12 protein-coding genes and 1 other annotated feature are annotated in these 17846 nt (G+C 46.0%); of the genes, 4 read left to right on the top strand and 8 right to left on the bottom strand.

Features of this window, described 5'->3' with window-relative positions; translation table 11 throughout:
- The first annotated feature begins 125 nt into the window (after positions 1 to 125).
- From ABU165_RS01365 to ABU165_RS01355, 3 genes are read left to right on the top strand one after another with little or no spacing between them, the layout of a single operon-like run.
- Positions 126 to 641, top strand: coding sequence for a type IV pilus modification PilV family protein (locus ABU165_RS01365; protein WP_318059589.1), 516 nt, complete (start codon positions 126 to 128; stop codon positions 639 to 641).
- Positions 625 to 1230, top strand: a complete 606-nt coding sequence (locus ABU165_RS01360) for a PilW family protein (RefSeq protein ID WP_318059590.1) — start codon at positions 625 to 627, stop codon at positions 1228 to 1230. The genes ABU165_RS01365 and ABU165_RS01360 overlap by 17 nt, the downstream gene beginning before the upstream one ends.
- On the top strand, positions 1220 to 3211 hold the full coding sequence (locus ABU165_RS01355; RefSeq protein ID WP_318059591.1) for a hypothetical protein: 1992 nt from the start codon (positions 1220 to 1222) through the stop codon (positions 3209 to 3211). The genes ABU165_RS01360 and ABU165_RS01355 overlap by 11 nt, the downstream gene beginning before the upstream one ends.
- Before the next feature lie 50 nt (positions 3212 to 3261).
- On the opposite strand, the gene ABU165_RS01350 is transcribed toward ABU165_RS01355, so the two are convergent.
- From ABU165_RS01350 to ABU165_RS01335, 4 genes are all read right to left on the bottom strand, one after another.
- The gene (locus ABU165_RS01350; RefSeq protein ID WP_353762498.1) at positions 3262 to 6096 is read right to left on the bottom strand and encodes a VWA domain-containing protein; all 2835 of its coding nucleotides are present in this window, start codon (positions 6094 to 6096) and stop codon (positions 3262 to 3264) included.
- A 197-nt stretch (positions 6097 to 6293) separates the two neighbouring features.
- Positions 6294 to 8006, bottom strand: a complete 1713-nt coding sequence (locus ABU165_RS01345) for a sensor domain-containing diguanylate cyclase (RefSeq protein ID WP_318059593.1) — start codon at positions 8004 to 8006, stop codon at positions 6294 to 6296.
- Between the two features lie 127 nt (positions 8007 to 8133).
- A complete protein-coding gene (locus ABU165_RS01340) occupies positions 8134 to 9447 on the bottom strand; it encodes a bifunctional folylpolyglutamate synthase/dihydrofolate synthase (RefSeq protein WP_318059594.1) in 1314 nt (437 codons plus the stop codon).
- 78 nt (positions 9448 to 9525) lie between these two features.
- Positions 9526 to 12168 (bottom strand): valine--tRNA ligase, encoded by a 2643-nt coding sequence (locus ABU165_RS01335; protein WP_094767244.1) that lies wholly within the window; start codon positions 12166 to 12168, stop codon positions 9526 to 9528.
- A gap of 71 nt (positions 12169 to 12239) precedes the next feature.
- Positions 12240 to 12477: a binding site (T-box leader), on the bottom strand.
- 164 nt (positions 12478 to 12641) lie between these two features.
- Between ABU165_RS01335 and ABU165_RS01330 the strand changes: the two genes are divergently transcribed.
- Positions 12642 to 12833 carry a hypothetical protein gene (locus ABU165_RS01330; protein ID WP_009796068.1) on the top strand — a complete coding sequence of 64 codons (192 nt, stop codon included), beginning with the start codon at positions 12642 to 12644 and terminating at the stop codon, positions 12831 to 12833.
- A 6-nt stretch (positions 12834 to 12839) separates the two neighbouring features.
- Here the strand turns inward: ABU165_RS01330 and ysxE are convergent, their stop codons facing one another.
- The 4 genes from ysxE to hemB all read right to left on the bottom strand — a co-directional run bounded on the left by ysxE (position 12840) and on the right by hemB (position 17845).
- Positions 12840 to 13910: a spore coat protein YsxE gene (gene ysxE, locus ABU165_RS01325; RefSeq protein ID WP_094766949.1), complete on the bottom strand. Its 1071-nt coding sequence runs from the start codon at positions 13908 to 13910 to the stop codon at positions 12840 to 12842.
- Between the two features lie 117 nt (positions 13911 to 14027).
- Positions 14028 to 15317, bottom strand: a complete 1290-nt coding sequence (spoVID, locus tag ABU165_RS01320; RefSeq protein ID WP_318059595.1) for a stage VI sporulation protein D — start codon at positions 15315 to 15317, stop codon at positions 14028 to 14030.
- A gap of 201 nt (positions 15318 to 15518) precedes the next feature.
- Positions 15519 to 16808: a glutamate-1-semialdehyde 2,1-aminomutase gene (hemL, locus tag ABU165_RS01315; RefSeq protein WP_009796065.1), complete on the bottom strand. Its 1290-nt coding sequence runs from the start codon at positions 16806 to 16808 to the stop codon at positions 15519 to 15521.
- Between the two features lie 56 nt (positions 16809 to 16864).
- Positions 16865 to 17845: a porphobilinogen synthase gene (gene hemB, locus ABU165_RS01310; RefSeq protein ID WP_009796064.1), complete on the bottom strand. Its 981-nt coding sequence runs from the start codon at positions 17843 to 17845 to the stop codon at positions 16865 to 16867.
- Position 17846 lies beyond the last annotated feature (1 nt).

The following is a 17846-nucleotide window of genomic DNA, read 5'->3' as shown; positions in this document are numbered from 1 at the left end:
GTCCTATTAATCTTTTCTTTCTTTATTCTCCTTATATATTTCACTTGTCTTTTTCGACCTTTTAAGACAAATATAGCTATAAAATATTGTATAATATAAGCAGAAAGAATGAAAGAAGGGTCTGAATGAAACTTAAAAAAATAATAAATAGTTCCAATGGACTAACACTTGTAGAAGTACTCCTTTCCCTTACAATCTTAAGCATCATTCTTTTGGGCTCAATGAAATTTTTCACACAGGCATACAGCTATACCAGCGGCAGCCAAAACAAAACTGCCGGAATCAATGTAGCAAGAAATGCTCTAATGTACATAGAAAATGAAAGTTTTATAGAAATCAGGAAAAAATTCACTGACGACCCGGCTGAGGAAATGAAAATAACAATCTGCGATGAGAGCTACAGGGGAGCATGGAAGGATGGAAGCAGCCTTCATTCGGCCGAGGCTGCAGGTGCTCCAAGCTGCATCCCCACTCCTATAGTAATCAATAATGTTGAATACGATGTTACAATTGCGTTGCCAGAGGGACATATTCCAGAAACTGATGCCTCCTCCATCCCGCTTAGAGCAACCGTAGAATGGGTAGGCAGCGAAACTCCAGTAAAAATTGAAGGAGCCATAAAAAGTGAAGATCTTCGATAACAAGGGGTTTACCTTATATGAACTGCTCGCTGTTCTTGCGATAACAGCTATCGTTTTGCCGGTCATCTATGGCGTTTTCACTTCGGGCATTAAGCTTTATAACAAAATTCAGGTCGAAGGGCAGCTGCGGGATGATGCAGACTACACCTCCACGATGATTATGAATGCCTTTTACTCTTATCCCTTTGACTATGTAAAGAGCTGTGGTGATGATTGTATTGAACTGGTCAACTCAACGTTCACTGGAGTAGACAAAGTTGAAAATAACAGCAGCGGAGCAACATTCTATGGCGTGTATCGCAATAAGAAGAATACATTGGAAACCTCAGTTAGAATTGAATTGACAGAAAAGGCCACAGAAGATGGGACAGTGCGGGTTTTCGAAATCGATGGAAAACCTCTTGAAGTCGAATCTGATTTTAATAACTCAAAGCTTGTTTATAAGTGTGCTAATAACGCAGATGAGGCTGCATGCGGTAAAGGCATGATCAGCCTGGACTACAGCCTGGATAATCATCGTCTGGAAGAAGCTTTAGACCTTCACAGCAAATTTGGTTTTTCTGCAGGAGGGCCGCCTGATGAAGAATGAACAAGGAAATGCTTTAATTACTGTTCTGCTCATTTCCCTTATCTTCACTATTCTGGGATTGAGCATCATTGCTTCTGCCATTGGAGGTGCAAAAAGGACAGAGACGAGGGAGTCGGACATCGACTTAACATATAGCAGCATAAAGGTGCTTGAGAACATGACCGCTGACCTTTCCCGCTCCCTGGCAGCTTTGGATTTGGAAGATTATATGAATTATGACAAAAAGATAGTGGAAAGCGGCTATAATACAAAGCTGCACAGTATCTTAGAAGATGTACTTGAGAAAAGCAGGGCTGAGAACTCCGCACAGCTTGAGTGCCTAAATATCATAGACATCAGCAAAGGTTCAGACAATCCTATTGACCCTTCTGTTTCATGCGGGAAACAGCTTTCTTTCGACCAGGCTGACTATGAAATTGACATAGGTTCCGATTTTACCAGGGTACTTGATTTAGTCTTAGTGACTAATAACCCCCAGGAAACAGAAGGCGAAATTTCCCGTACCATCAAAAAGCGGATCATTCTGTCACCGCTGCCAAGCTTTTTAAAGTATGCGGTCGGCTCAGAGTCGGATGAAGAGGATTCCGGCTTATTCTTAAATGGCTCCCCTAACATCGTTGGTAATACTTATGCGAATAGGCTGTATATCGACGAGGACGCTCACTACGAAGTTGACGGGGGCACAGAGAAAACTCATGGAACACCAATGCCTTCCCTGATGGGGGACTTGTTCAGCAGTTCATCCCATCTGCTCGACATAGTTAAAGATGAAGATAATTTCTACAAAGGGGACATCCCTCCATTAAAGCATGACAGCCAGTTTTTCAATATTGATTACGATAAAACCTTCAGGCAAAGTCTGCGGGATATGCTGAAGGATACTGAAATCAGCCAATCCGTCGCTGACGAAGGGACAAGCTTTAAAGAAAAACTCAGAAGCGAGATTTCGGCCTTGCCTGTAAGGGCTTATGAAATTACGGAGGATGGCTTTGTAAAAGTGATTGAAGGGCAAAGCAGCCCTTTATCAACCCTTGGAGAAAATATAACTCCTACGGCAGGAAGTTATATCATTGACAGCAGTGAACAGGGACTTTATATTTCTGACGATTTTAAGATTTATGGAAACCTTGTCGTCATGAGCACGCAGAATCCAATTACATTCGGCGGTAAATTGATTGTAGAAGGTGATCTGTACCTTACCAGCTATCAAAATCTGACGCTGATGGATAATGTATATGTAACGGGTAAAACCTACATTTTAAACTTAAACGGGAAGCTTGATATGGAGAAGAAAGTTATATCTGCAGATTCGATTATGGCCGAGTCTCATGAAGGCGCCAAATTAAAAGCAAAAGGCGATATACTGACAGGTGAAAGCCTGACCATCCAGCCTTCCAATACTTCTATAGAATTCAGCGAAAATATTATTGCTGCCAATGAGTTCACTGTCAAAGGGGAAAACTCTGATGCCGGCCAGGAGGACGACGCCGTGAAATTTGATTCCGTTGTTTACGCAGGCGGCAAAGCGTCCATTTCTAATGCCAATATTTTAGGTTTATCCAAAGATGGCGAGGAACAGCAGATTATCTTGATGGCCAAACAGGATTTAATGATTACAAGAATCGATGAATTTAACAATTATAATGATACAGATGAAGGTAAGAAACCATATCTTCCAGAAAATGATTCAAAAATCAAGCCGCTTAAAGGGTTTTTCTATACCGAAGAGAATGCCGTGCTTTACGGAGTAGGATCGCTGTTTTATATAAACGGTGGTATTTTTGCCAAGGAGAATTTGACAATCAATGCCATCCGGGGAGAAGTTGGTTCAAACATAGATAACCTGCCAACCTTAACACAGGAAGGAAAGTTCTCCAGATTTGTTGTAAAATACGACCAGGATGTTCTTCTAAAAAGGATTGAATTATTGCCGCTCGCTGAACAGCTGCAAATTTTCTCAGATGAACTGCTGGTAGAATAAAAAAAGGTGCTGCACTTGCTGCAGCACCTTTCTTTTGTATGCTTTTTTATTTACCATCGGCCTCCGCTGCCTGTACCGTCATTTCCAGATCCATCCGGATTGACTACTTCAAATAAAGCCGAAGCTTTTGGCTTGGATTTATCCCGTTGTTCTTCGGCAACAGCTGTTACGGTTGTATAGCCGATACCTGCTGCTTCCAGATAAAAATCGTCTCCATCCTGTACAACTCTAACACTGCCATTCTTCGCATCGGCTGTGAAAACCTCAGTGATTTTCTTCTTTGTAGCCTTTTCTGGATTGAATATCAATAGTGATTCAATATTGACTTTCTTATTAATTTCCAGCTTATAGACTGCCTTTTTGAAGTTAATTTCTTCAAGGGCAATGTATGGATCTTTAACGATGATTTTGACCCTTTTTTCAAGCTTTGAGCCATCAGTCGTTTTGACAATTAGTTCTGTTTCACCCTTTTTATGTCCATAAACGGAATCTTCTCCAACCAGGCTTGCAATTTCATTATCAACTATCGATATTTCCAATTTCTTATTGGTCGCCTGTGCAGGCAGGATTTCCACTTTGTATACCGCTGTTTTATCTATTTCCACTTCAATTGGATCAGGTGAAACATTGATTGATTCTATTCTTTTCTCAATTGTCAGTGATTTTGTAACTGGCTGATCAGTAGCAGAGAACCCGCCAATCGCTTTAATCTTTATGGTGTTTTCCCCCGGCTCTGTCAGAGGGATTTCTTCATCTGGTGAGAACTCCTTCCATTCGGTTGTGCCTTTTTCGTTTATAATCTTGTAAAAATATTTAACTCCCTGTCCTGCCACCAGCTTTGTCAGTTTAACATTGACATGTTCATTTGCCTTTTCGCTGCTGTTATAAGACTTGCCTGTGTCCACACCTGTCATTTCATAATCAAGTACCAGATAAATTGTAGCCTTGCTCCCATCACTGTATATAACTTCAATTGATTTATTGTTATCAGTAAAACGCATTTCCATAATTGGTTTATTAAGCAGCCCGTGATCATTTGGGAATCCTGTCTGCGCCAGCTTTTTCCCATTGTCGCTAAGATCGATTTTGCTGATGATGCCTGCTGCATCACCATCATACGCCTGCTGCTTTGTCGTGTCCTTCAGCCTGACTTTCATATTGATGACCTGGCTGGAGGCGGCGATTGTTGTCTGCTGGTTTCCAAAGCGGCTGTCCTTATAATATAAAATGGCAGCCGGCATCTTGACGTTGCTGAGCGCCCAGTCCCCCTTCAGCTTGAAAGCTCCTATCACAAGGTCAGGAGTGAAACGGCCATTGCTGTAACCCACTGAGCCTGTAAACGATAACTCAATCGCTTTTCTGCCGTCCGGAAGATCGATAGCTGCTGCTCCTACAGAGCTTACTAGTGATACCCCTTCAGGAAGCGGCTGGACAATCCTCAAATTCGTTAACGAGCCTTTTACAGTATTGTTTACAAGTCCAAACGGATTTAGCGAATACTGCACCTCAAACTCATTGGTCTTCTCTGCCGATCCGCTAACTTTAATTAGATTGTCAGGAGTGTTGATTGACCCATTAAGATTCATTGTCCCCTTGAAGCCAGGCGGAGCATCGGCTTTGACCTCTATTGTCACAGAGCTATGAGGCTTGGTGATTTTTCGGCCGTTCAAGTCTGTATAGGCCATGCTGATATTATCGAAAGTATAAATTCCCAGCTCTTTAAAGCTTAGTGGAAGGTTTAGATCGATTGGCTGCGGTGCATTTTGATTTATCGGATACGGAAGATTGAACTTTATGCTGGCAAAGCCGTTTTCATCAATCCTTGCCCCGCTGCCTTCAACCAAACTGACTTTATCACTGTATTTCTTCAAATCTACCTTTATCTCCCCGCTGATGGATGGAGTATCCATGTCAGCAGAAATATCACGGAAAATGGAAGCTATATTTTCCTGAGTGGCTTGCCTGGCCGCTACACCTGTTACAGACGAAAGGCTCCTCAAATAATTCATATCAACTTCAGTGTTATTGCCAAAACCAATGGAAAAAAGCTTGATATCCTTCTCTGCAAGTTTTTGAGCCACCCCGAGACCATGGGCCCTTATACTTTCAACTGTTTCGTTAACTGATTTGCTTATAGATGTTTTCTGGCTGCCATTATAGAAATAGACTGAATTGCTTAAGTTAGGTTTTTGTCCATATAGCTCATAACGCACTTCTTTCATTGCAGTAACATTTTCACAGCCCCAGATTAGAAAAGAGCAGGATCTGTATGTAACCTTTTCATTCACGTTGGAAAACGTCGGCTCCCCATCCGTCATAAATAATACATATTTATTATTAGTGCTGTTCCCAAACATACCTAATGCTGCTTCCAGAGATTGCGTGTAGTTGGTTCCTCCCAGTGCTGAAAGGCTATTCGAATTCGAGTTAATCAGGTTAAGGCTGGCTATATTATTGTTGGGAGAAAATGTGACAACCTTCCCTGTTTCAACACCATCGTCAAACGGCACAAAGCCAAACCGGTCATTCGGCCCTGCATTTTCCTTGAAAAAGCCCACAGCGGCCGTCATGGCGTCTTTTGCGCTCTGAAATTTCTGCGGATTCCTGCCTGAGTCATTCATCGAGCCGGATTTATCAAACACAAACACTACATCAATCGGGTCGCGGTTTGCGTTAGTGGCTTTGCCTTTTGGCGTCAGGTGGAAGTCGATGCTTCCCTCGGCATTGCTGTTCTGCGGTTTAACGATGACAGATTGCGATGCCTTTGCGCTAAAATCCACCCCCGCTTCTTCTGCTGCCAATATATCCTTTCCTGTATAGGAAAGCATAAGGATCAGCAGCTGCAGCATCAGGATGGCAGATATAGCTCTGCTATACTTCCTCATCATGTTCCCCCTTTCTCATTTTCCTCTATATAAAACTCTCAGATGTCAACTGTGTCATTTTTACTATTATTATACCAATTTACCTATAGATTCCAAAGCTTTATCTTGCGGAATTTATCATATTTTGCAGTTTGATTCTTCATAACAGGAACTGCCAGAAAACAACAAAATAAAAAAATCCCCAACAGGGGATTTTCCTATTTCACATACTCCGCCACCCGATTCCTCCCTGCCCTTTTCGCGCCTACATACAAAGCGCGGTCGGCATGGCGGATAAGGGCGAGCGGATCATCTGCATCCACTGGTGCAGATGCAACCCCAATAGAGGCAGTGATGCTGACTGAGAGCCTGGAGCCGTCGCCGTCCATATGCTGGGTGATGGTAAAAGGCTGGGTGGCGATGGCAAGGCGGATGACTTCGGCAAGCTCGAGAGCCTCCTGCTTTTCCACGTCAGGAAGCAGGACAACAAACTCCTCTCCGCCATATCGCGCTACAGTTCCGTATGGCTCTGTGAGCAAGGATAGCCTTTCTGCCAGTTCGATCAGGATCTCATTCCCGCTCTGGTGCCCAAAAGTATCGTTTACGCTTTTAAAGTGATCGATATCCAGGATGATGAGCGAAAGTACGCTTCTTTTTCCAGATTCCATCCTTATGAACTCTTCTCCAAGAAGCACGTCAAAATAGCGGTAATTATACAGCTTCGTCAATGCACAGCGTTCGCTGTTTTCCTTTGTTCTTTCATAGTTCCTTGCGTTTTCAATGGCGACGGCGAAGTGGGAACAAAGGATGTCCACAATCATCAGCTGATATTTTTCATAGGCCCTTTTCTTTCGGGAGGCGAGAAGGAGGACACCGACAACTTTGCTTGAGCGGGCGATGGGAACGCAGAGGACGCTTTCGACCTCCTTCGGCATATAGCCTTTGGCTGCTGTCTTCCATTCTTTTTTCGTACTGAAAAGGGCAGCTTTCCCTGTCGCCCATACAAGCCCGCTGATGCCCTCATTTCTGCGCAGCGGGAGTGCTGACGGTGTGGTCCGCTCTCCATCCTCCACCTGATAAAGAAGCTTGAGCTCAGACTCATCGACCACATCGAGGATATAAGCATAGTCTACCGGCAGCATGCCGATCAGCTTTTCGATAAAAAGCTCCATCACTTCATACCTGTTGAGGCGCTCAGCAAGCTGATGGCCGATTTCGGCTGCTTTGTGCAGATAATCGTTCACCTTTTCGCTGGAATTATAGAGTCCCAGGATAATAGACAGGCTGGCAAAGGGTACACCTACAAACAGGATGGATAATAGCCCCACTTCACGATAGAGGATATAGAGCATGAATCCGACCGGCAGCGTCATGATCGATGTAAGCGACTCCCATATAAAATCCTTCCCGAAAAAATTCGTTTTCTGCTTATGCAGGAAAAAAAGGATCAGGGAAAGGACGAGCTGATTCACAACATAATAGACAATCGGATACAGGATGGACAGCCATAAGGAAGGACCGTGCTCCATCAGGTCTGCTCCCTGCTTTCCGCCAAGGGAATAATAAAAAATCCCGCTTATGAAGGAAACCACAAAGAACATAAATGAATTGAGCGGAAACCTGTAAGACTGGCTTTTCGGAAGCCGGAGCTTCAGAAGGAGAAAGATGACTGAAGCCTGTACAAGAAGCATTTCGATAAAGATGCCGAAAGTCAAAAAAACGGCAAAAGCCACCCACTGCAGCATAAACACGGGCACGTTATTGATGATGATCGGCATGGATGATACAAAAAACATAAGCAGCATAAATGCCAGGACATCGACGTTCAAAGCTGCAGGCTGCGGAGGATAGAGGGTATAGGTTAGCCAGACTCCGGCAGGCACAGTCAGCGCCCAGATGATCCATATGTATTTTATCGCTCCCTGATTCACCTTATCCCCTCCTTCTTCCTTGCCCAGCAAAACACACACAAACTAGTAGAATAGTCACAAAATAAATATTATTGTATCAAATTTCCAAAAATTTGTCACTCTAATAATGCGCTGCTCTGCCAAAGCATCAACACCTTTTCCCAATCAGTGAATTCAGAAATGGTTTTGCGGCAGAGAGGAAATAGAGCGACCCTGTAATCACCAGAACATCAGCAGACTGCAGGTTCGACAATTCTGTCCTGATGGCCTCTTCCCAGCTGGCACAGGCCGTTTTATTTCTGGATATACTAAGGCCGGCAAGCATTTCAGCATCCGCCGCCCTGTGGAAGTCAAATTGGGTAAATGTAATTCTATCGGCAGCTCCATCAAGGATTCTGATCATTTTGTCCAGCTTCTTGTCTGACAAGGCTGCGAAGACAACTGCTATTTTTTTGCCATCATACCTTTTGCCCAGCTCATCTGCAAGAGCCATGATGCCTTCTTCATTATGGGCTCCGTCCATGAGAACGACAGGATTGTCAGAAAGGAGTTCAAGCCTGCCTGGCCAATAGGCTTCGGACAGACCTTTCCTAAGATCTTTTTCTTCTATCATAAAGGAGTAGTACTGGTTCAGGATTCCTGCGGCCGCAGCTGCAAGCGCGGCATTCCTTGTCTGATGAGATCCCAGCATGCTGATTTCAAGGTTCTTATATTCCCGGAAAATCGTGCTGACGGTAAACCTTTCACCGTGGTCAGACGATTGATGATCACTGATTCCGATTTCGCTGCCAAGCCGGTACAGCTTCGCGTTCTTTTCTTTAGCTGTTTTTTCAATAACAGAAAGGGCTCCCTCTTGTGAAACAGCCGTCAAGGCAGGGACACCGCTTTTGATGATTCCAGCTTTTTCAAAAGCTATCTGTTCATAGGTGTCTCCAAGGATGGCTGTGTGGTCAAGGCCGATGCTGGTGATGATGGACAGAAGCGGATGGACGATATTGGTCGAATCAAACCTTCCTCCCAGGCCGACTTCAAACAGGGCGATATCAACCGGATTTACGTCGGCAAAATATCGGAAGGCCATTGCAGTAATAACTTCAAACTCAGTCGGTGCCCCAAGCTCCGTCTTTTCCAGCTCCTCGCTGAGCGGGTAAATATCATTAACAAGCCTGAGGATTTCTTCATCCTTCACAGGCTGGCCATTCAGGCTGATTCTTTCATTGAATTGTTCAAAATAAGGAGAGGTGAAGGTACCAGTCTTGAATCCGGCACTCACAAGGATGGAACGCAAATAGGCAACCGTTGATCCCTTCCCATTCGTTCCTCCGATATGTACACTCTTGAGCTTTCTCTCGGGATGGCCCAATTTTTCCATCATCCATTCCATCCGCTTTAGCCCTGGCTTGATTCCGAGGCGAAGGCGGGAGTGGATCCAGGATATTGCTTCTTCGTACGTTTGAAACATAAGTATCTGCCTCCATACATAGGAAACCATACGGAAAGACGAATCCTTCCTGGATCCGCCTTTTCCGTTATGGGTGGTTTACCCTTTTAGTTCATTTAAGCGAGCTTCTACAATCGCTCTCTTTTCAGTATAGTCCTTTTCTTTGGCGCGTTCTTCTTCAATGACCTTTTCAGGCGCTTTTTTAACAAAGCCTTCATTGGAGAGCTTCTTTTGAACACGCTCAACCTCTTTGTCCAGCTTATCCCACTCTTTTTTCAACCGGGCAATTTCTTCATCGATGTTGATGAGTCCCTCCAGCGGCAGGATGATTTCAGCTCCGGAAACGACTGCTGTCATCGCCTTGTCAGGTGTTGCGGCAGCTGGGCTGATCTCAAGCTCTTCCGGGTTGCAGAAGCGTTCAATATAAGCTTTATTGGCTGTGAGAGTAGCAAGAACCTCGTCATCATTCGGCTTCAGGATCATCTTGATCTTCTTGCTCAATGGTGTATTCACTTCTGCACGGCTGTTCCGGACAGAACGGATGATTTCAACAAGCAGCTTCATATCGCCTGCTGCCTTTTTATCAGTGTATTCTTCTTTCACCTTCGGCCATTCGGCAATAGTGATTGATTCGCCGCTGTGAGGCAGGTTCTGCCAGATTTCTTCTGTAATGAAAGGCATGAACGGGTGGAGAAGCCTCATGGTATTATCCAGTACATATGCAAGAATCGAACGGGTCGTTTTCTTTGCCGCTTCGTCTTCCCCATAAAGCGGAAGCTTCGCCATTTCAATATACCAGTCGCAGAAATCGTCCCAGATGAAGTTATAAAGCACACGGCCGACTTCACCGAATTCATAGCGGTCTGAAAGCCTTGTTACCGTTTCAATCGTTTCGTTCAGCCTTGTGAGGATCCATTTATCAGCTACTGATTTTTCTCCTGTTAAATCGATGTCTTCAAATTTCAGGCCAGCCATATTCATAAGGGCGAAGCGGGAGGCATTCCAAATTTTATTGGCAAAATTCCAAGTTGCTTCTACCTTTTCCATGCTGAAGCGCAAATCCTGTCCAGGCGAGCTTCCAGTTGACAGGAAGTAGCGGAGTGAATCGGCACCGTACTGGGCAATGACATCCATCGGATCTACACCGTTGCCGAGTGATTTGCTCATTTTCCTGCCTTGCTCATCTCTTACCAGTCCGTGGATGAGTACATCTTTGAATGGGCGCTCTCCTGTAAACTCAAGGCCTTGGAAAATCATCCTGGATACCCAGAAGAAGATGATGTCATAGCCTGTTACAAGGCTTGCTGTCGGATAATAGCGCTTGAAATCAGGGTTTTCTTCATCCGGCCAGCCCATTGTAGAGAATGGCCATAGGGCGGAGCTGAACCAGGTATCAAGAACATCATTATCCTGGGTCCAATTCTCAGCATCAGCCGGAGGCTCGGAATCTACATACACTTCGCCTGTTTCCTTGTGATACCAGGCCGGGATGCGGTGGCCCCACCAGAGCTGCCTGGAGATGCACCAGTCGCGGATATTTTCCATCCAGCGGAGATATGTGTTTTCAAAGCGGTCCGGGATGAAGTTGACTTTGTCTTCTTTCTGCTGCAGCGCTACCGCTTCGTCTGCCAGCGGCTGCATTTTGACAAACCATTGTGTGGACAGATATGGCTCAACTACAGCTCCGCTCCGCTCAGAATGGCCGACAGAATGCATATGCTCTTCAATTTTGAAAAGTACGCCCGCGTCCTGCAGGTCCTTTACGATCTGCTTGCGGCATTCAAAGCGGTCAAGGCCGTTGTATTTGCCGGCATTTTCATTCATGGTTCCGTCCTCGTTCATGACAAGGATGCGCGGAAGATCGTGGCGGTTCCCGATTTCAAAATCGTTCGGGTCATGTGCAGGAGTGATTTTAACCGCACCAGATCCGAATTCCTTATCCACATAATCATCGGCAACAATCGGGATTTCACGGCCGGTAATCGGGAGGACAACATTTTTCCCGATCAGATGCTGATAGCGTTCGTCTTCAGGGTGGACTGCTACCGCTGTATCGCCAAGCATGGTCTCCGGACGGGTTGTGGCAACCTCAATGGATCCTGAACCGTCTGCAAGCGGGTAGTTCATATGATAAAAGGCGCCCTGGACATCCTGATGAATTACTTCGATATCTGAGAGCGCAGTTTTTGTGGCTGGATCCCAGTTGATGATATATTCGCCGCGGTAAATCAGGCCTTTTTTATAAAGAGAGACAAAAACTTTATTAACCGCCTTGGAAAGCCCCTCATCCATTGTGAAGCGCTCACGGCTGTAATCAAGTCCCAGGCCGAGCTTAGACCACTGCTGGCGGATATGCTCTGCATATTCTTCTTTCCATTTCCATGTTTCCTGGACAAATGCTTCGCGGCCGAGATCGTAGCGGGATTTTCCTTCGCTTTTCAGCTTCTGCTCGACTTTCGCCTGTGTTGCGATGCCGGCATGGTCCATGCCTGGAAGCCATAATACATCATAGCCCTGCATCCTCTTCATGCGGGTAAGGATATCCTGAAGCGTGGTATCCCAGGCATGGCCGAGGTGAAGCTTTCCTGTTACGTTCGGCGGCGGGATGACGATCGTATAAGGCTCTTTGCTTTGATCATCCTTCGCTTCAAAAAATTTGTTACCGATCCACCATTCATACCGTCCCTTTTCAATATTCCGGGGATCATACTTTGTTGGCATCGCCAATTCATTATTCTCCATTGTATTCCCTGCCTTCCTTGTATCTGTTAGTGTTGTGGGTACCTGAACAAATAAAAAACTCCATCCGTCAATAAAAGGACGAATGGAGCTGATTTCGCGGTACCACCTTTTTTCCGGGCAAGTAATGCAATCCTGCCAGGCGCTTAATCTGATAACGGTTTTCCCGTCTTTCGCTACTGTGAACATGTTCTGTTCGCGAAAGAAGCTCAAGGGCGACCTTCCAATGATTCTGCCTGGAAAACCTTTCAGCTTGGGGTTTTCCTCTCTTTAGGCAGCTTGCACTGTACTCTTCCCTGTCAATGCTTTTCTAATGATATTTATATATGATATAGTACCGAATTTCGCGGTTTATAGTCAATAAGTATCGGCAATATTTTTTAAAATCATACGTCCGCCCGTACGATTCTAAAAAATAGGCACTTAACCTGGGGAAGGGACATAGAATGGTGTAAAAGAGATTAGGGGGAAAACAGATGAAAAGGAAATTCAATCCTTATACCCTGCCTCCATGGCTGAGGACCTTTAGAAGTGTTTGTGCCCAATTCATAATTCCCTTCTGTGTCTTTCAGGGAATACGGACCATTCTTATTCCTACGACCTTTGATGTTCTTTTGCTTTCAGTCTTTATCTTGCTGGCTCTGGCACTCCATCTTGAATTCATTTAGGAGCCCTCAGGACGAATTGTCCGGGGCTCCTTCCTGTTCGGCCTGGGCTTTTGCTGCTTCCTGTGCCTGCTGCTTCTGCCTTTCGATTTCGTCGATCCTCATGACGATGTACTCTGTATTCTTCAGAAGCCAGAATTGGCGCTGAAACTGCTGGACGAGCTTTCTTTCATCTGCGGCACCGCGGTTCTTATGGTAGTTTTCCGCCTCTCTCAGGACAGGGCCCGGGTGGGCAAGATAGCTCTGGAACAAGAGCATTTCATCCTGCTTGAACGGCATATATTTAAAGTAGGTATACAGCCACTCAACCGATTCATCGCTCCGCTTCGGGTAGCTTCTTAAAGAGCGCGACAGAAACGGCAGGAGATCGTGGAGCGGGGAAGCCTGGCGCGATTTTTCAAAATTGCTGAAATATCCGTAGCCTCTTTCATCATACAGAAAATGCTCTGTTGAAACTTTTCCATGGATGATGACAGTCCGCGCTTTTTCATCATCCTTCGTTTTTTCATGCCAATCCTTCAGCTTGCCTTTCGAAAATTTCAGCGCCTGGGTAATATCATGGTAATACAGGCAGAAAAGGAGCTCGAATGGCGCCATATACTGCTTTCTTTCACATTCATCAATAAATCCCTCGCAGAATTCTGTCTCCTTCTCCCAGGCGAGCAGGGTCTTTTCATAATGCTCCTGCCGCTCCTCGCTGGTGACATTGACTTCCTTCAATGACAGTGTGTGCAGCCGTGCCAGTTCCCGGAACATCTGCTGATGGCGTTCAAAACGGTTTTCTTTTTCTTCATTGGCGAGCCATGGCATTAAATAATACAGTTCACTCTCATGAAAAACAGCGTAGCGGCCGTCAGCAGCCGGATAGATCGGCACTATCCGGTTGTAGCCCTTCTGATAAAGGGACTGAACCTGCCTGATAAAATCGGTCCCATGCTTTGCTTTCAGCTTTTTCAGTGCAAAAACGCCTTTATCGGAATAGATCTTCCTGGTCCTGCCGTAGTCTTCCACAAAGTGGGGCTGGACGGCATAGTGCTTTAAAATCGGGGAAACCGCTGCTAATCTGTTGCTTCCTTCCATACGCGTATCCCACTTTCTTATTGGCGTAGTGATCCTCCGGAAATAAAAGAAACAGTTGAACAGGTACCTCCATACCTGCCCAGCCTGTTTCATACATGTCTTATTGCCTGCAGAAGGCTATTTCTGATAGGCATGCACAGGGACATACAGCACCTGGCCTTCATAAACGTCCTGGTTCAGCTCCAGGTGATTGACTCTCAGCAGCGCCGGAACAGGAACCTCATATCTTTCTGCGATAATATCGAGTGTGTCGCCATGCTGGACGATGCACACTTTCATCCTGGCAGACTGCTCTTCTTCCTTTCGGGCCAGAAACTCAGCCAGTGACAAGCTCTTGCTTTTTTTCTTATTGGCTGCTTTCTTCTTTTTTGGAGCCTGGTCAGAAGAAGATTCACTTTCCTCCTGCTGGGCCTTGAAGCCGGTCAATATTTCTGCCGGCTGCATTTCCGGCTTTTGGTTACCGGCATAAGTATCTTCTGCTGCCTTTTCACTCCTGAACGTTGCAAAGCTATGGTCAGGCACTTGTTCTGCAGGTTCAGCATGGTATGCTGCTTCCGGGACCGGAAGCTCATGATCTTTGATGGTGTCAAAAAACGCTGCCGGCTTTTCTTCTTTTTCAGCCTCCTCCGGCTGCTTTCTCGCTTCGGCAGTAAAAGGGGCAAACAGATCGGCAGCTTCTGCGTTCTCTGTTTCATCTTCCTCTTCCGCTCCTGCCCCGGCTTTATAAATAGAATCTTTGAAACCGGCATATTCCGGGAGCTGCACCTCTTCATTGTTTTCTATTATTAACTCTGCCGGCGCTGCCGAACGGAATAAAGGCTCCAGCTCCTTTTCAGTCTCCTCTTCTGCTGCAAGCAGTGGCTCAAAATGATCCTGCTGCTGCTCCTCTTCCTGAGCTTCTGCCTCAGCTTCCTCTTCTTCCGGCCTTTCATCGTGTTCCTGTGCTGCATCTTCCTCATCATACTCCGCGGCAGGATGCTGCTGTTCCCCGTAGAGGCCGGTGATGGTCAGATCTGCTGTCAGCCTCATGCAGCTTCTTTCCTGGAATTGATAGTCAAAAGAATCAATATAGACATCCAAATCATAGACGCTTCCTATCCTATTATTCGGAATGGTTATATCAACAGGAAAATGGTGAGAAAATTCACAGATCCCCCCTTCCCTCTCTTCAACGGATTGAATGAATTTCGGGCTGGCAAAAGATTCTTCCAGTTCACCTTCTTCATTTTTCCGGTACTCCCCGGCCAGCTTCAGCGATCCTTGAATCGATACATATTGTTCATGTTCCTGGATGGTTATATTCGGATCAAGCGAAATAGAAACAAGCTCAGATACTTCCTGTCCTTTTTGGAACCAGACGGATTCTTCTAAAGAAAAGCGCAGGCATGATTGATCTTCCTGGGACAAAGCGACTCCTCCTTTCAGCTCTTTCACGTATAATCACTATGTCATTATCACTCTATGAACGGCTGATAGTAATTATGATTAGATTGTGAAAAGTTATGGAGCGCAGGAGAGTAGGGGGTGAATATTAATGAGGCAATGAGGGGGGATTCGTGTATAAGGACACACACAAAAAACAGGCCGGAGTTAACCGGCCTGCTTCCATCAGCCTTTCAGCTTGGAAAATGCAAGCTCGGCTGCGTTCAATGTTTTTTCAATATCTTCATCCGTATGGGCGGTTGATAAAAATAATCCCTCGAATTGCGATGGAGGCAGGAAGACTCCTTCATTCGCCATTTCACGGTAATAAGAAGCAAAATAGTCCAGGTTGGAGGTTTTCGCTTTTTCATAATTGATGACTTCTTCGTTTGTAAAGAAGAAACCGATCATTGAACCTGCACGGTTGACCGTCAGCGGGATATCATGCTTCTTCGCTGCTGCATAAAGGCCTTCTTCCAGCCTGTCAGCCTTCCGTTCAAATTCTTTGTACGATTCAGGAGTGAGCTGGCTCAGCGTTTCGTATCCGGCAGTCATGGCCAGCGGATTGCCTGAAAGTGTTCCTGCCTGATAGATCGGGCCGCTCGGGGCGATTCTCTCCATGATTTCCGCTTTGCCGCCATAGGCGCCTACAGGCAGGCCGCCGCCGATTACTTTGCCGAGGCAGGTAATGTCAGGGGTAACGCCGTAATAGCCTTGAGCGCAATGATAGCCGACACGGAAGCCTGTCATGACTTCGTCAAAAATCAGGAGCGTCCCATATTCACTCGTTATGTCCCTTAATGCTTCAAGGAATCCTGGAAGAGGAGGGACAACCCCCATATTGCCGGCAACAGGTTCTACGATGACCCCGGCAATATCTTCGCCGAATTGCTCAAAAGCATATTTTACACTTTCCATATCATTGTAAGGCACAGTAATTGTGTTCTTCGCAACGCCTTCAGGCACCCCCGGGCTGTCGGGAAGGCCGAGTGTGGCAACACCTGAGCCTGCTTTGATCAGGAGGGAATCGCCATGGCCATGGTAGCAGCCTTCAAATTTAAGGATTTTGTTGCGCCCTGTATATCCGCGGGCAAGGCGCAGGGCGCTCATTGTCGCCTCTGTACCTGAAGAAACCATCCTGACGATCTCGATGGACGGCACCCGCTCAATCACAAGCTTGGCCAGCTCATTTTCGGCAATGGTCGGAGCGCCGAAGCTTGTGCCAAGTTCCGCGATTTTCTTGATCCCTTCCACTACCCTGTCATTCGTGTGCCCAAGGATTAACGGCCCCCAGGAAAGCACATAATCGATATATTCATTGCCGTCAATATCATAGATCTTCGAGCCTTTTCCCCGCTCCATGAAGATCGGATCCATATTGACCGATTTAAAGGCACGGACCGGGCTGTTGACGCCGCCTGGCATCAGCGATTTCGCTTCATTATAGGCTTCGGCCGATTTAGTATAAGAACGCATGCTTTTCCCTCTTTTCTTCTTTTTAATCATTCAAGAATAGGATGGCTTTACTGGCATTACTGCTGTTCTTTAATCCATCTTGCAGCATCTTTGGCATGGTAGGTGATGATTAAATCTGAACCGGCACGCTTCATCCCGGTCAGCATCTCCATTACAATGTTTTTCTCGTCGATCCAGCCATTTTGCGCTGCCGCTTTCACCATTGAATATTCGCCGCTCACATTATAGATGACCATTGGCAGGTTCACTGCATTTTTCACGTCTCTTACAATATCCAGATAAGGCATTCCAGGCTTTACAATCAGGAAGTCTGCACCTTCTGCAAGATCAGCTTCTGCTTCCCTGAGTGCCTCCATGCGGTTGGCAGGGTCCATCTGATAAGCTTTCCGGTCGCCAAATTGAGGCGTGCTGCCGGCTGCATCACGGAATGGGCCGTAGAATGCTGAAGAATATTTGACTGCGTAAGACATGACCGGCACATCCTGGAAGCCTGCCTCATCCAGTCCGGCCCTGATGGCTGCAACAAATCCATCCATCATATTGGAAGGGGCGATGATATCAGCGCCTGCTTTCGCCTGGCTGACTGCAGTCTGGACAAGGAGCTCAAGGGACGCGTCGTTCAGGACTTTTCCATCCTCTATCAGCCCGCAATGCCCATGGCTTGTATATTCGCACAGGCAGGTATCGGCGATGATGACCACCTCAGGAAATTTGGACTTGATCAGTCTCGTTGCCTCCTGGACAATACCGTGATCGTGATAAGCCTGCTGGCCGCATTCGTCTTTTTCGAGCGGAATTCCGAATAAGAGGACTGATTTGATCCCTAATGATACAACCTCTTCCATTTCTTCCTCAATGCGGTCAAGGGAAAGGTTATACTGGCCAGGCATAGAAGGGATTTCCCTTTTAATATTTTCTCCTTCTGCGGCGAATATCGGATAAATCAAGTCTTCAATACGAAGATGATTTTCCCTTACAAGCGCTCTCATACTGGCTGTCTGCCGTAAACGGCGGTATCTTTTGAACTGCATATCCATT

The organism is Cytobacillus sp. T106, assembly GCF_040492155.1.
GTDB classification, from domain to species: Bacteria; Bacillota; Bacilli; order Bacillales; family Cytobacillaceae; genus Bacillus_AB; species Bacillus_AB infantis.
Note: the sequence above shows the minus strand (reverse complement) of the source record. Positions and strands in the feature narration are given on the sequence as shown.